Here is a 13,576-nt window from a genome sequence, read left to right as displayed (position 1 = left end):
TGCGTGCACTCGCGCACTGCTACATTCGTCGCATGCGTGGGGGAGTGATCCCGGCGGCGCTGCAACTGACGTCCACTCCGGCGGCCGCGGTGTTGCACGCGATCCGGGTCGGTGGACCGGTGACCAGGGATCAGCTCGCCTCGACGACCGGGTTGTCCGCCGCGACGATCAACCGGCAGGTCCATGCGCTCGCCGCCCACGGTCTCGTCGCCGAACGGCCCGATCTCGCGGGACCGAAAACCATTGGCCGGCCCAAGAACCCGCTGACCATCGACCGGGATTCGCTGTGCGTCGCCGGACTGCACATCGGTGCGCGGCGCTCGGTCCTGGTCATCGCGGATCTCGGTGGACGCACGTTGCACAGCCACGCCGTGCTCACCCCGTCGGGTGACCAGCAGGAGGCGATCGAGCAACTGTGCACGCAACTCGCCGAGCTCGCCGGCCGGTTCAGCGGACGCCGCCTGCTGTGGGGTGGGGTGGCGCTCGGCGGTGCGGTCGACGCGGAGACGGGTGTGGTGGATCACCGAGTTCTCGGGTGGCATCAACTCCCGGTGGGCGAAACCCTTGCGGGCCGACTCGGCACCCCGGTGTCGGTGTGTGAACACGTTGAGGCGATGGCCGCAGCAGAACTGTTGCTGGGCGGGCCGCGGGACGCGACCGGCACCGGACTGTTCTTCTACGCCCGCGAAACCGCAGGCATGGCAATGACTCTCGAGGGCCGGGTGCACGTCCCGGAGCGAGGGGCCGGGACAATCGCGCATCTGCCCGTCTCCGCGCCGGTGCTCGCCCCGGGACACACCCGCGTCCGGTTGCAGAACGTCATCGGCGACGACGCCGCACTGGCGGCAGCCCATCGCCTCGGCATCGATCCGGACTCGTCGCGCATCGTCGACGAACGCGCGCGGGTGCTCGGAGAGGCGGTCGCGATGATCCGCGACGTGATCAACCCGGACACGATCGTCGTCGCCGGCGACGCGTTCGCGGCGCATCCGCACGGGCTCGCACCGGTGCAGGCAGCATTCGACGAGGCCTCGACACTCGACCGGCCGCTGGAGATCGCGCCGTCGAGATTCGGTGTGCACGTACAGGAGAGCGCCGCGGTCGTGGTTGCGCTGAGTGTCATCTACGCCGATCCGATCGCCGCCGTCGCCACCCTCTGACGGGCAGACCGTCTCCGAGCGGGAACCGCCCTGTGTGCCGTGCTGGGCTTCATCACCTACGGTGGGGGCATGACCCTGCCCCGCGATGTTTCCGCACGCCTCGAGGTGAGCATCGACGACCCGACCGAACTCGAGATGCAGATCACGGTGGCGAAGCTGCCCGGCCTGCAACTGGCCGAGGAACTCAAGATCGAGCTGGACGGCAGCCCGGTCGACGTCGAGGAGCTCGTCGCCGACCACGGGTCGCGCATCCACCGGATGCAGCTCGGCCGTGGACTGCTGACCATCGACTACACCGCCGAGGTCCTGACGGCTGCGAACCCGATCCCGGTGGAGAGCACCGACCGGTCGCGATACCTGCGTCCCAGCCGATATGCCGAGTGCGACAAGTTCTTCGGCTTCGTGGCCGGTCAGTTCGACCTGTCGTTGCCGGAGGGGGAACTCCTCAATCAGGTGGCGACGTTCGTCGAGCAGCGGCTCAACTACATCCCGGGTGCCAGCGATCCCATCGACGGAGCAGCCGACACCCTGCTCGCCGGGGCGGGCGTGTGCCGCGACTACGCACACCTCGTCGTGGCGCTGTTGCGTGCGCTGAACATCCCGGCGCGGCTCGTCGCCGTCTATGCACCCGGATGTTCACCGATGGACTTCCACGCTGTTGCCGAGGCGATCATCGACGGCGAATGGGTGGTCGTCGACAGCACGCGCCTGGCCCCGCGGCAGTCATTGGTACGTATCGCCACCGGGCGCGACGCCGCGGACACCGCATTCCTCGACAATCACCGCGGCACGATCACGCTCAACAAATACGAGGTGACCGCGACCGTTCGCGGTGAACTGCCCTACGACGACGCGACCGCCCGGGTCATGATCGGCTGAGCCGGTTCAGGCGTCGAGCGCGGCTCGGCGTTCGGTGGCCACGTGATCGAGGACGGCGGCGACGTCGTCGGTGTCCTCGATGCGGAATCCGGCTGCGGTGGCACCTTTGCCGACCTTGATGCCGATGTCTCCGACCTCGGGCCGCAGGTGCGCGAAGGCCTTCTCGTCGGTGACGTCGTCGCCGAGGTAGATGACCACATCGCAGCCGAGCTGCTCCCGCAGGGTGTCGAGCGCGTGTCCCTTGCTGGTCTCGATGACCGCGAGTTCGAGCACGCTCTTTCCCTCGGTGGAGTGCACACCCTCCCAGGAGCCGGGACCCGACCGTGCGGCCTCGAGTGCCGCCACGGCGTCATCGGGATCGGCGTTGCGTACATGCAGCACGGTGCTCGCCGGCTTCGTCTCCACCGTCGAACCCGGGAAACGTGCTGAGATGTCCCGCAATTCGCCGATGATCCGGACGAGGAGGGCGCGTGCGGTGTCGGTCACCTCGACCGCGAACCCGGTGTCGAACTCGCTCCCGTGGCTCCCGACCAGCGTCACCGGTGCGCCCAGGCCGGACAGGCTTGCGAGGACGGCGAGTTCGCGGCCCGAGATGACCGCGACCTCGGTGTCGGACAATGCTGCGGCCGCCTCGAGCGCGGTGATCGATGCCGGATTCGGGATCGCGTCCTCCGGGCGTGACACGATCGGCGACACGCAGCCGTCGTAATCCGACGCGACGAGGAGGCGTCGTGCGCGCGCGGCCGTGCCGAGAGCCTCACGCAGATCTGCGGGAATCCCGGTGTCGCTCATGAATTGTCGAGGGAGTCTTCGACCAGGTGAACACCGCGGTTCGGTTCCAACTCGGTCTCCGAGTTCTCCCCGAGCGTGCCGAGGAAACTCCGGGCCCACTTGTCGACGTCGTGGGCGAGCACCTGACGGCGCAGCGCACGCATGCGGCGTCGTCCTTCGTGTTCGCTCTGGTTCACCGCCGCCACAATCGCGTCCTTGACGCCGTCGAGATCGTAGGGGTTGGCCTGATAGGCCGAACGCAATTCAGCTGCGGCGCCGGTGAACTCGCTGAGGACCAGCGCACCGCCCAGATCGCTGCGGCAGGCGACGTACTCCTTGGCGACGAGGTTCATGCCGTCGCGCAACGGTGTCACCAGCATGACGTCGGCGGCGACGAAGAAGGCGATCAGCTCGTCGCGCGGCACCGGCCGGTGCAGATACTGGACGACCGGCCGGCTCACCGTGTGGCTGTGGTTGCCGTTGATGTTGCCGACCAGCTGTTCGATCCCGGCCCGCATCCGCTTGTAGCTCTCGACGCGCTCCCGGCTCGGCGTGGCGAGCTGGATCATCACCGTCTCGGACGCGTCGAGCCGCTCCTCGTCGAGCAACTCCGAGATCGCCTTGAGGCGGACGTCGATGCCCTTGGTGTAGTCGAGCCGGTCGATGCCGAGCATGATCGTCTTGGGGTTGCCGAGTTCGCGGCGGATCTCCGCGGCCCGGTCACGGATCTTCTTGGTCTTGGCCTTCGCGGCGAGCTCGCCGGAATCGATCGAGATCGGGAATGCGCCCACCCGCACGGTGCGGAAGCCGACCTGCACCACTCCGAAGCGCGAGCGGACGCCGACGGTGCCCTTGCTGGTGGCCTGGCCGGCGAGCCGGCGGGCGAGGAACAGGAAGTTCTGCGCACCACCGGGGAGATGGAAACCGATCAGGTCGGCGCCGAGCAGGCCTTCGACGATCTCGGTGCGCCACGGCATCTGCATGAACAGTTCCACCGGCGGGAACGGGATGTGCAGGAAGAAGCCGATCTTCACGTCGGGCCGCAGCATGCGCAGCATCTTCGGGACCAGCTGGAGCTGGTAGTCCTGCACCCACACCACGGCACCTTCGGCGGCCGCCCGCGACGCGGCCTCGGCGAACCGCCGGTTCACCTCGACATAGGTGTTCCACCACTCGCGGTGGTACTCCGGCTTGACGATGACGTCGTGGTAGAGCGGCCACAGCGTGGCGTTGGAAAAGCCCTCGTAGTATTCGGCGATCTCCTGTGTGGACAGGGGCACCGCATGGATGTCGATGCCCTCGATGTCCGGGGGATTGTCGTCGGAATCAGGGATACCCGACCAGCCGACCCAGGCGCCGGTGTTGGCGCGCAGGATCGGTTCGAGCGCGGTCACGAGGCCACCGGGACTCCGCTTCCAGTTGACCGTGCCGTCGGGCAGGACCTCCTTGTCGACGGGCAGACGGTTGGCGACGACGACGAACTCGGCGCCGTCGTGCGGAGCAGCCCGGTTCGGCCCCTCCCCGGACTCGTTGTCGTGGAAGGGGGCGGTCCCGGTTCCAGCCGGTCGCGGCGTCACCGGATCAGGCGTTCTCGCCCGGCGCGATCCCCAGCATTGCGAGCAGCATCCGGCACTCGTCGGCGTCGGTGGCGTAGGCGGCCACGACGCGACGCGCCGAATTGGCGGTCTCGTCGGCTACCGGTTCCAGTTCTTCGTCGGCGATGTCGGTGGTCTTCGCGGGCATGTGAGTCCCCTCGTAGTGCGTGCGGTGTCGCGGTGTGGCTCGAGGCCGTGCGGGCTGGAGCGGCCGATGGGTGGCGCGCCCGATTCGCCATTCTACCCGGGTCGCGGGGGTGCTCAGAACCGCCGCGGTGGGGGCGGCCACCGACGGTTCTGGCGGATCGTGCGGCTCTCCCGTGCCTCGCGCTGTGCGAGGAGGCGGCGCCGCAGACTCCAGTCGGGTCGCGGCGGTAGCTGGGGGCGGCGCAGCGACCGGGCGACGAACTCACCGAGGGTGACGCCGGCGGCCAGCGCGCAGCCGATGGCGAGGGCGTTGGCGATCCAGGTGAAGCCGCTGAGCGTCTGCTCGCTGAGGATTCCGTACAGGCCGCGGTAGACCGCGAGACCCGGGAGCAAAGGGGTGATGCCGGCGACCGCGACGACGAGCGGCGGCGTCAGCGCGCGACGGGCCAGGAGGCCACCGACCAGGCCGACGAAGGCCGCGGCGAGTCCGTTGGCGATCACGTCGCCGACGGTGGTGAAGGTCGCCGACGCCGCGACCGCGGTGCCGATGAGGCCGCCGAGGAAGGCGACTCCGAGCGCGCGGGTCTCGGCATAACTGGCAACTGCGTAGGCGCAGGCGGCGAAGGCGCCCGCGACCACCCGTACCGGCAACTCGACGGCCTCGAAGCTGGTCGAGGTGGTGATCGTGGGCAGGAAGATTCCGCCGGCCTCGAGCAGTCGGATCGCGACACCGACGCCGGCGATGATGCCGCCGGTCATGAGCAGGAGTTCGAAGAAGCGGGCGACGCCGGTGATCGGGGCGCCGGTGATGGCGTCCTGCACCGAACCGACCAGCGACAGTCCCGAGAGCAGGACGACGATGCCTGCCGCGATGACTTGTGAGGGCGCGATCTGGACACCGAGTGTCTCGGCCGCGCCGAAGACGAGGGCCGCCGGGACGACGGCGATGAACCCGCCGGTGAGCTGCTGGAAGAAGATCGGCGTACCGATCCGGTTCAGGTTCCGGTTGATGACGACGATCGCGACCGTGGTCAGGAATGCCAGTGCGGCGACGAGGTATTGGCCGCCGAGCAGGACGGAGATGCCCGACGCCATCGCGCCCCAGGCGACCGTCGCGACCCAGTGCGGGTACGGGTGTGGGGCCGTGATGATCTCGTCGACCATGCGGTGAGCGGTCGCCGGCGTGATACCGGAGTCGCGGATGCGCCGGACGAGGCGGTCCACCTGGGCGAGCCGGGTGAAGTCCATCGAGCGGTAGTAGACCTGCTCCATCGTGGTGATCGGCGGGAGCGTCGCGCCGCGTCGCGCGCTGACGACGATCGTGTTGTAGGTGACGTCGACGTCCACGTCCTCGAGGCCGTAAACACCTGCGACGAACTTGATCTGGGTCTGCGTGTCGATCGCGCCGGTACCCGAGTCGAGCAGGACCGCGCCGATCTTGGTGGCGAGGTCGAGGACCTCGGTGATCGCCGCGACGTCGAACGGTTCGATCGGCTTGCGCGGCGACACCATGATGCTGCCGGGTTCGATCGTGTCGATCGTCGCCTGCCGGGTTCCGGTGAGTCGACGAAGCGCACGGCCGATCTGTTCGCGCACGCAAGCCTCCTTGTGTCAGTCGAGCATTCGCGTTCGGTCGGAAGTCGTGGGTCATCGGTGACTGCCGCTTCGATCTTGGCACCGAATCGATCTCACATGTGAACTACCCAGACACGGCCGATGTCACGCGGAGTTGTAGGTACTCCACCGCCCTCTAGGATCGCGGCATGTCATCAGTGCAGATCAACGGTCCCCTCGAAGGTCACACCCGCAGTGCGACAGTGGCCCCCGGCAGTCTCGTCTTCACCGCGGGCGCCGCGCCGATCGACGAGCAGGGCGTCACCGTCGCCCCGGGGAACGTCAGCGAACAGGCACGGCAGTGCATGGCGAACCTCGAGGCGGCGCTGGCCGAGGCCGGTGCATCGCTGTCCGACGTCGCCAAGGTGACCGTCTTCGTCGCCGAACACCTCCAGGCCGACCTCGTGGTCGCCTGGGATGCGGTGACGGCGGCCTTCGGCGAGCACAAGCCGGCCGGCAGCCTGCTCGGGGTCTCGGTATTGGCCTACGACGACCAGTTGGTGGAGATCGAGGCGGTCGCCGCGATCCCGGGCTGACCGGGTCCGCTGGGACCGTCGCATGCGCGGTGGATATACTCGCGCACGCACGCCTCCTTAGCTCAGTGGTAGAGCACTCGCCTTGTAAGCGAGCGGTCGTCAGTTCAATCCTGACAGGGGGCTCCACGAGGGCCTCGGCCCGCGGGGGGAGCCAGATGACGAACGGTCACACCAGACCAGAGAGTCGATGGTCCTCGCCGCGGCCCGGGGCCTCTCCTGTCTCCGGGCCCGTTCCGTCCCCGTCGCGACACCGCGGCCGCACACCGTGGTGGCTGGTGGGTTTCGCCGCGGCAGTGGCCCTGCTGGTCGCCGAGATGGTCGTCTTCGCGGTGCGTTCGGACGAGCCGGAGGAGGAGACGCCGGTCGACGACGCGGCCGTCGTCGAGTACGCCCGCCGGATGATCGTCGATCTCCTGAGCTATTCGCCCACCGACACCACGCGCGTCGAATCGGCGCTGGACCGGTTGTGCGACGACTCGCCCGACGCCGGTTCCGCAGCGGGGCTCGTCGAGCAGCTGCGGAACTCTGGCGCCGGGTCCGAGGTCAGGGAATCGTCGATCGGTCAGATCGTCGCGCACACTCCGGACGGTGACCGGGTGGTGTCCTTCCGGATCATCACCCATGTCGGTGCGTTCGGCCGTCCCGCGGAGAAGACGAACCACGATCTGGTCACCGTCCGGCCCGAACCGACGATGTGTGTCTATCGCCTGGAGATGGTCACCAGATGACGGCGAGTCCGGCGGCGAGCAGCGACAGTGCGCCCGCCGTCCAGAACAGCGCCCGCGGAACGGGTTCGCCGGTGCGCTTCTGACGAGCGCTGCCGATACCCAGGATCGCGCCCAGCACGAGCAGGATCACCAGCTTGATGGCGATCTTCGGGTAGTTGAGTTCGATTCCGGCGGGCCACGGTGCGGCCAGTGCCAGACCGGTGAGCAGCGACAGCCCGATGCCGTAGTCCATGACCCGGGTGAAGCGGAACTCGCGGGCGGCCACCTGTGAGAACCAGGCACCGAAGGTCACGGCGAAGCCGACGATGTGGAAAAGAATTACGACGTGGCGTAGTACATCCATGCTCGTACTCTACCCAGCAGGTCCTCGACATTCCCGTCACGCGGGAACGTGTGCCCGGAAACGAACTGTCGGTGCAGGATGTACGGATGGAGCACGATGAACCGGGTACCTCTGCCGTGGCCGAGACGACCCCGACTCCCACCGGCGCGGAGCCGCTCGCGCGTACCGCACTCGGTACCTACCGCGGGGTCGCCGGCGACCGCGCCGACGTCTGGCGCGGAATCCGGTATGCGAGACCTCCGCTGGGCGAACTGAGATGGCGTCGCGCCCGGCCACTCACGCCCGACGAGGACGGGAGTCGGGATACCGTCGTCGACGCTTTCTCGTTCGGGGCCGTCTGCCCGCAGGAACTCAATCCCGCGGTCCGGCTCGGCCCGGATGTCGTGATGGACGAGGACTGCCTCTACCTCAACGTGTGGACGCCGCCGGGTGCCTCGACCCATGCCCACGACGCCGTCGCGCTGCCGGTCATGGTCTGGCTGCACGGCGGGGCGTACGTCCTCGGGTCGGGTAGCCAGCCGTACTACGACGGTGCGGCGCTCGCGTCCACCGGTGACGTGGTGATCGTGACGCTGAACTACCGGCTGGGCGTCCTGGGGTTCGCCGACCTGTCGTCGATCGATCCGCGCTTCGAGTCCAACGTCGGGCTCAGCGACGTCCTCACCGCGCTGGCGTGGGTCCGCGACCACATCGCGGCCTTCGGCGGGGACCCCGACAAGGTGACCGTGTTCGGCGAGTCGGCGGGCGCCGGCCTCGTCACCGCGCTGCTGACGATGCCCGCCGCCGAGGGGTTGTTCGGCCGGGCCATCGCCCAGAGTTCGCCGGTGACGTCGATGTACGGCGCCGACCGGGCCGCCCGCGTCGCGCGCATGCTGCTCGACGCCGCCGGGATCGAGGACACGGGTGACTCGGCGGCGGTGGTGGGTCAGCTCGAATCCCTGGAAGCCACAAGGTGTTCGACGCTCACCACCGAACTGTTCGCGAAGGTGCCCACCGAATCGCCCGGCACCATCGCCTTCGCCCCGGTCGTCGACGGCGACCTGCTGCCCGACCATCCCCTCGACGCCTACCGGGACGGTCGGGCACTGCCCGTGCCGCTGATCATCGGGACCAACCGCGACGAGGCGAATCTCTTCAAGTACATGAAGTCGCCGCTCATGCCGATCACCGCCGAGGAGATCGAGCGGATGTTCGCCGGCATGCGCGAGGAGTATCCCGACATCGTGTTACCCGAACGCGCGCAGGTGCTCTCGGCGTACTCGGGTCTGCGGCCGAAGGTCACCGGGCTGGGCGTGGCCCGCGACGTCGCCTTCCGCATGCCGACGCTGTGGCTCGCCGACGCCCACGCGCGCCGGGCTCCCGTCTACGTGTACCGCTATGACTGGACCACCAGGATGTTCCGGCTGCTGGGCCTCGGTGCCGCACACGCCACCGAGGTGCCCTATGTGTGGGGGAACCTGGGTGCGGGTCCGCGGGACATCACCTTCCTCCTGGGCGGCCGCAAACACGGAGAAGCCGTGTCGCAGAGACTGATCCGCCGCTGGACGTCCTTCGCACACGGTCGCGCACCCGACACCGGGTCGCCCGGCGACGAGTGGCCCACCTACGACACCGGCCGCCGTCCCGTGTTGCGCATCGACGCCGAGGACCGGGTGGTGCAGAACCTCGACGGCGATCTCTGGGAGGCCTGGGGTGATGAGGTGCTCAGCTTCCGCTGAGCGTCAGTCGCAATCGCCCTTGAGGTAGGCGTGGGGCAGGTACGCCGCCCGTTGCGCCTCGGTCATGGGAACCGTGTTCGCACAGACCCATTCGCGGGCGTCGGGAACGTCGAGGGTGTGCACATAGACGCTGCCGGTCGTGTCGCCGCCGGCGAGGATCTCGTCGTCCGCGGGCAACCGGACCGGGACCTGCCACGTCGTGGTGGTGTCGGTCGAATTGAGCAGCGTCCCCACCGACTGTCGATCGTCGAGTGTGCCGTCGTCGCCGAGCGCGAAGCTGATCAGCTCGTGCGTGGATGTGCCGACTGCGATCCGGTTGGGCGACATGGACAGCGTGTTGGCGAACATGTCCTCGTGGCGATCGATCAGTTCGGGCTCGCCGGCGGTGTCCGTCGTCGGTAGTCGCCAGGTGGACAGGTCGCGGGCCGCGACGACGAGGACCTCCCCGTCATCGTCGAAGGCCGCCTGGGTGACGGGGGTGTCGTCGGAGATCACCGTCACCGGGTCGGGGTTGCCGGACCCCAGGTCGTAGAGGTAGATCCGCTTGTCGTCGGAGGTCACCGCGGCGCGGGTGCCGTCGGGACTGAAGGCGACGCTGCGGATGAGGTCGGCGGGGCCGCGCAGGGGAGCGCCGATCCGACTCGGCGAGGTGGGATCGGATGTGTCCCACAGTGCGATCGTGGTGTCGGTGTCACCGGTCGCGAGGACGTCGCCGGTGGGGGCGAAGGCGACCGGGAACGAGTACCGCGTCGAGACGGGCAACCGGGCCGCGGCCCGTGGGGTGTCCGGGTCGCGGATGTCCCACAGTTCGACGAGACCGCCATTGTTGTTGGCCGTCGCCGCGAGGGTGCCGCGTTCGTTGACCGAGACGCGCGGGTGGTCGTTGACCCGCCGCTGGATGGGAGTGCGTGAACGCAACGACATCTCGCCGTCGTCCAGGGTCCACACGTTCAGGGTGGTGTCCGAGCCGACGGTCGCGAGGATGCGCTGCGCCGGGTCGGTGGCGACCCCGCTGATCGTGCCGCCGCGGTCGGGGACCGAACGGTCGGGCAGAGACCAGACGTCGATCGTCCCGTCGGAACGCCCGGACACCAGGTGCTCACCGGTCGGGTCGAAGGTGGCCGAGAAGGTACGGACCGAACCCTGCTCCGACGCGGTCTGCAGCGCCCACTGGGCCGTCGGTGAAGCCCGGTTTGTCGTGTTCCACACCCGCACCATGCCGTCGGCGCGGGCCGAGGCGACCTGCGAACCGTTCGGGTCGAAGGCGATGGACCAGGAACCCGCGGTCGCGGTCGGGAGCGAGGTGCTGAGCGGCAGCGGGGACTCCGGTTCGGTCACATCCCAGAGTTGAGCGTTCGGGCTGTCGCCGGTGACGGCCAGGGAACGGCTGTCCGGGCTGAATGCGACCGCGTGCGTGATGCTGGGGAAGCCGGTGATCGGCTCGCCGACGGGTGTGGGTTTCTCGCCGGTGGTCCACAGCCGTACGACGCGGTCGTCCCCGCCGCTCGCCAGCAGCTGCCCGTCGGGGCTGAAGGACAGTGTGCGTGCGGCGGCGCCGTGGCCCCGGAGCACGGCGGTTTCGCGCAGGGTTCCTGTCGGAGGCACCGCGAAAACGGTGATGGAACCGTCGTCCGACGAGGCGGCGAGCGTCCGGCCGTCCGCGGAGAAGCGGGCCATGTAGACGGTGCCGCGACCGAGCGATGCCGTGTCGCGCAGCACTGGGCGACCGGGGTCGGCGAGGTCCCACATCCGGACCGCGCCGTCGCCGCTCGAGGTGACCAACAACGGTCGGGTGGGGTGGAAGGCGGTGGAGGTGACGTAGTTGCCGAAGCCGCGCAGAATTGCCACCTCGCGATACCTCGGGGTGGCGTCGGTGCTCTCCCAGATGCGGACCGTGCGGTCGCCGCTCGCCGAGGCGAGGTGGCGGCCGGTCCGGTCGAAGGCCAGGTCGTAGACCGGTCCGGTGTGGCCGGTGACCTGCGTCGCGAGCGGGCTGGTGGCCGCGCCGCGCAGATGACCGGCGATCGTCGGGTCGTCGGGGTAGAGCTGATGGGCGACGAGCAGCAGGCGCGCGGCCAGCGACGGGTTGGAGTGCTCCGTGCTGTCGATGTGGGACAGCAGGGCCGCCCGTTCCGCGGCGTTGCGCTGTTGCCGGAGGTCGTGCGCCTGCCGGAACCCGAACACCGCGATGATCGACGCCGAGATCGCAAGGATCACGATCACCGCGACGGCACCCAGCTGCAACAGCCGGCGGCGTCGTTGCATCGCGACCGCGGAGTCGAGGAACTCGTCGTTCTCCCTGCTCAGCAGGTGTACGTAGTTGCTGCGCAGCGCTTCGCGGTGGCTCTTGGCGTCGTCGAGTCGCGAGCCGGTGTAGAGGAATGAGCGGCTGCGGCCGTTGGCCACCCACGACTGGGTGTCGGCGTCGAGTTGTTGCCACCAGACGTGGGTGTCGGAGTCGTCGGCGATCCAGGTGGCGAGACGCGGCCACGCGGTCAGCACCACGTCGTGCACGAGCATCACCGACTCCGCGGACACCGTCAGCAGGCGGGCCTGCGCGAACTCGTCGATGACGGTCGAGACCTCCGGCGGGAAGCGGCTGCTGAGGGTCGAGGTGGACAGCGGCACGCGCAGCGCGATCCCGGCCGGACCGACGTGGACCATCGACAGCAGGACCGCGCGGGCGAGGTCGCGATGTTCGGGGGCGATGGCCTCCCAGGCGGCCTCCGCCGTGTCGGCGACGGCGCGTGCGATGCCGCCGGTCGCGCGATAACCGGACAGCGTCATGCGGTTGCCGGAGCGTCGTGCCCAGGTGGCCTGCAGGACGTGGGCCAGCAACGGAAGCCGACCGGCGCGATCCCCGACCGTCGACGCCTCGTAGAGGTCGGTGATCATCACGTCGGCAAGGCCTGCCTCGATGCGCCCGCCGGCGAGGCGGACCGGGGCGGTGATGACCTCGCGGAGCTGCGTGCGCGTCATCTCCGAGACGATCACGCAGCGGTGCTGCCAGGCATCGGCCAGCACGGGGTACTCCACGCACTGGCTGAAGAAGTCCGCGCGGATGCCGACCACCACGACGGTGTCGGCGGAGAGTTCCTCGACCTCGCGCATCGTGGTCGAGCGCAGCTCGTCGGGGAGCGAGAAGACGTTCTCGAACTGGTCGATGACGACCACTGCGTCGATCTCGCCGTCGACGGGTGGGGCGATGGAGAGACCGTCCGGGGTGACCTCGGCGAGGCGCGGGGTCGAGATCCGCGGGTCGCGGGCCAGGCCGGCACGCAGCAACGACGACTTCCCCGAGCCCGACACCCCGGTGACGACGACCAGCCGGGAGGCCGGGGACAGCGGTGCGGGCTCCGAGCCGGCGGTGAGAATCGTGTCGACGAGCGTGCCGACGAGGTCGTCGCGTCCGAAGTACAGCTCGCTGTCGGCGGCGGTGAGGGGCGCCAGTCCGGCGTAGGGGCGGGAGTGCTGGGCGGGCGGCTCCGGGGTACCCGGCGCCTCCTGATTCAGGTGTCGGTCCCACAGGTCTCTCCACTGGGGGATCGTGAGGACCTCGACGACGCCCGCCGCCACCGCGCGGGACGTCAGCCAGACGAGGAGAGGTTCGACGGTCGCGAAGTCGCGGGGGAGGTGTCGGCCGTTCCGCCAGTCGCTGATCCGCTGCGCGGAGACCTTGGCCCGGGCCGCCGCCGCTCGGAGGGTAGGGCGTCCCGCTTGCACGAAAAGGCGCGCGAGCGCTTCACCAAAATCCACTCACCCGACTCCACGCTCTGACCGTCCGACTGATCGACCGGTCCATCATGCGACACGCGACCCCGGTGCGCCACTGCCGGCGGGGCGATGGTGGCGACGGCCACGTCGGGATCGAGTCATCAGGTCATCTGACCTGAACGCCTCCGGAACTGGGTTCGGCCGTGTCCGGACCGGATAGTCCGTTTGCCCGCTGACCTCGGTGTTCGTCTCTCGTTCCGGACCGGCGCTGTACTCCGGTCGCGGGGTGGGGTCTCCTTGGTGGGCGTTCCTGACGGGGGTCGGGAGCGCAAGGATGCGTTGGTCGCAGGACACACGGAGGTGTTCTCAGG

11 protein-coding genes and 1 tRNA gene are annotated in these 13,576 nt (G+C 69.1%); 6 read left to right on the top strand and 6 right to left on the bottom strand.

Translation table 11 applies throughout. From position 1 onward, the window contains the following. The first annotated feature begins 32 nt into the window (after nucleotides 1–32). Together GONAM_RS13080 and GONAM_RS13075 are read left to right on the top strand one after the other, a co-directional pair. Nucleotides 33–1,160 carry an ROK family transcriptional regulator gene (locus tag GONAM_RS13080; RefSeq protein ID WP_006867232.1) on the top strand — a complete coding sequence of 376 codons (1,128 nt, stop codon included), beginning with the start codon at nucleotides 33–35 and terminating at the stop codon, nucleotides 1,158–1,160. A 69-nt stretch (nucleotides 1,161–1,229) separates the two neighbouring features. Next, complete coding sequence (locus GONAM_RS13075) at nucleotides 1,230–2,039, top strand: transglutaminase-like domain-containing protein (RefSeq protein WP_040536437.1); 810 nt, start codon at nucleotides 1,230–1,232, stop codon at nucleotides 2,037–2,039. Nucleotides 2,040–2,045: 6 nt separating this feature from the next. On the opposite strand, the gene otsB is transcribed toward GONAM_RS13075, so the two are convergent. The 4 genes from otsB to GONAM_RS13060 form a co-directional block, all read right to left on the bottom strand. Beyond that, nucleotides 2,046–2,831 carry a trehalose-phosphatase gene (gene otsB, locus GONAM_RS13070; RefSeq protein ID WP_006867230.1) on the bottom strand — a complete coding sequence of 262 codons (786 nt, stop codon included), beginning with the start codon at nucleotides 2,829–2,831 and terminating at the stop codon, nucleotides 2,046–2,048. Beyond that, a complete protein-coding gene (locus tag GONAM_RS13065) occupies nucleotides 2,828–4,387 on the bottom strand; it encodes an alpha,alpha-trehalose-phosphate synthase (UDP-forming) (protein WP_006867229.1) in 1,560 nt (519 codons plus the stop codon). Before GONAM_RS13065 ends, otsB begins: the two co-directional genes overlap by 4 nt. Before the next feature lie 4 nt (nucleotides 4,388–4,391). Next, nucleotides 4,392–4,553 carry a hypothetical protein gene (locus GONAM_RS22775; RefSeq protein ID WP_005200235.1) on the bottom strand — a complete coding sequence of 54 codons (162 nt, stop codon included), beginning with the start codon at nucleotides 4,551–4,553 and terminating at the stop codon, nucleotides 4,392–4,394. Nucleotides 4,554–4,666: 113 nt separating this feature from the next. Beyond that, a complete protein-coding gene (locus tag GONAM_RS13060) occupies nucleotides 4,667–6,148 on the bottom strand; it encodes a threonine/serine exporter family protein (protein WP_006867228.1) in 1,482 nt (493 codons plus the stop codon). Between the two features lie 167 nt (nucleotides 6,149–6,315). On the opposite strand from GONAM_RS13060, the gene GONAM_RS13055 reads away from it, so the two are divergent. The 3 genes from GONAM_RS13055 to GONAM_RS13045 all read left to right on the top strand — a co-directional run bounded on the left by GONAM_RS13055 (nucleotide 6,316) and on the right by GONAM_RS13045 (nucleotide 7,430). Continuing rightward, entirely contained in the window at nucleotides 6,316–6,702 is a 387-nt protein-coding gene (locus GONAM_RS13055; RefSeq protein ID WP_006867227.1) for a RidA family protein, read from the top strand. Between the two features lie 51 nt (nucleotides 6,703–6,753). Next, a tRNA-Thr gene (locus tag GONAM_RS13050) sits at nucleotides 6,754–6,828 on the top strand. A 149-nt stretch (nucleotides 6,829–6,977) separates the two neighbouring features. Next, nucleotides 6,978–7,430, top strand: a complete 453-nt coding sequence (locus GONAM_RS13045; protein ID WP_006867226.1) for a hypothetical protein — start codon at nucleotides 6,978–6,980, stop codon at nucleotides 7,428–7,430. On the opposite strand, the gene GONAM_RS13040 is transcribed toward GONAM_RS13045, so the two are convergent. Next, nucleotides 7,420–7,773: a hypothetical protein gene (locus GONAM_RS13040; RefSeq protein ID WP_006867225.1), complete on the bottom strand. Its 354-nt coding sequence runs from the start codon at nucleotides 7,771–7,773 to the stop codon at nucleotides 7,420–7,422. The two genes, GONAM_RS13045 and GONAM_RS13040, sit on opposite strands and share 11 nt — an antisense overlap. An 86-nt stretch (nucleotides 7,774–7,859) precedes the next feature. Here GONAM_RS13040 and GONAM_RS13035 point away from each other — a divergent pair, with 86 nt between their 5' ends. Continuing rightward, the gene (locus GONAM_RS13035) at nucleotides 7,860–9,491 is read left to right on the top strand and encodes a carboxylesterase/lipase family protein (protein ID WP_006867224.1); all 1,632 of its coding nucleotides are present in this window, start codon (nucleotides 7,860–7,862) and stop codon (nucleotides 9,489–9,491) included. Nucleotides 9,492–9,494: 3 nt separating this feature from the next. On the opposite strand, the gene GONAM_RS13030 is transcribed toward GONAM_RS13035, so the two are convergent. Further along, entirely contained in the window at nucleotides 9,495–13,247 is a 3,753-nt protein-coding gene (locus GONAM_RS13030) for an NACHT and WD repeat domain-containing protein (RefSeq protein WP_006867223.1), read from the bottom strand. Nucleotides 13,248–13,576 lie beyond the last annotated feature (329 nt).

This window comes from Gordonia namibiensis NBRC 108229, assembly GCF_000298235.1.
GTDB lineage: Bacteria > Actinomycetota > Actinomycetes > Mycobacteriales > Mycobacteriaceae > Gordonia > Gordonia namibiensis.
Note: the sequence above shows the minus strand (reverse complement) of the source record. Positions and strands in the feature narration are given on the sequence as shown.

Bases quoted from the DNA above. Each gene is read 5' to 3' on its own strand.
- GONAM_RS13080 (WP_006867232.1), top strand. From the start codon at position 33: ATGCGTGGGGGAGTGATCCCGGCGGCGCTGCAACTGACGTCCACTCCG.
- GONAM_RS13075 (WP_040536437.1), top strand. From the start codon at position 1,230: ATGACCCTGCCCCGCGATGTTTCCGCACGCCTCGAGGTGAGCATCGAC.
- otsB (WP_006867230.1), bottom strand. From the start codon at position 2,831: ATGAGCGACACCGGGATTCCCGCAGATCTGCGTGAGGCTCTCGGCACG.
- GONAM_RS22775 (WP_005200235.1), bottom strand. From the start codon at position 4,553: ATGCCCGCGAAGACCACCGACATCGCCGACGAAGAACTGGAACCGGTA.
- GONAM_RS13055 (WP_006867227.1), top strand. From the start codon at position 6,316: ATGTCATCAGTGCAGATCAACGGTCCCCTCGAAGGTCACACCCGCAGT.
- GONAM_RS13040 (WP_006867225.1), bottom strand. From the start codon at position 7,773: ATGGATGTACTACGCCACGTCGTAATTCTTTTCCACATCGTCGGCTTC.
- GONAM_RS13035 (WP_006867224.1), top strand. From the start codon at position 7,860: ATGGAGCACGATGAACCGGGTACCTCTGCCGTGGCCGAGACGACCCCG.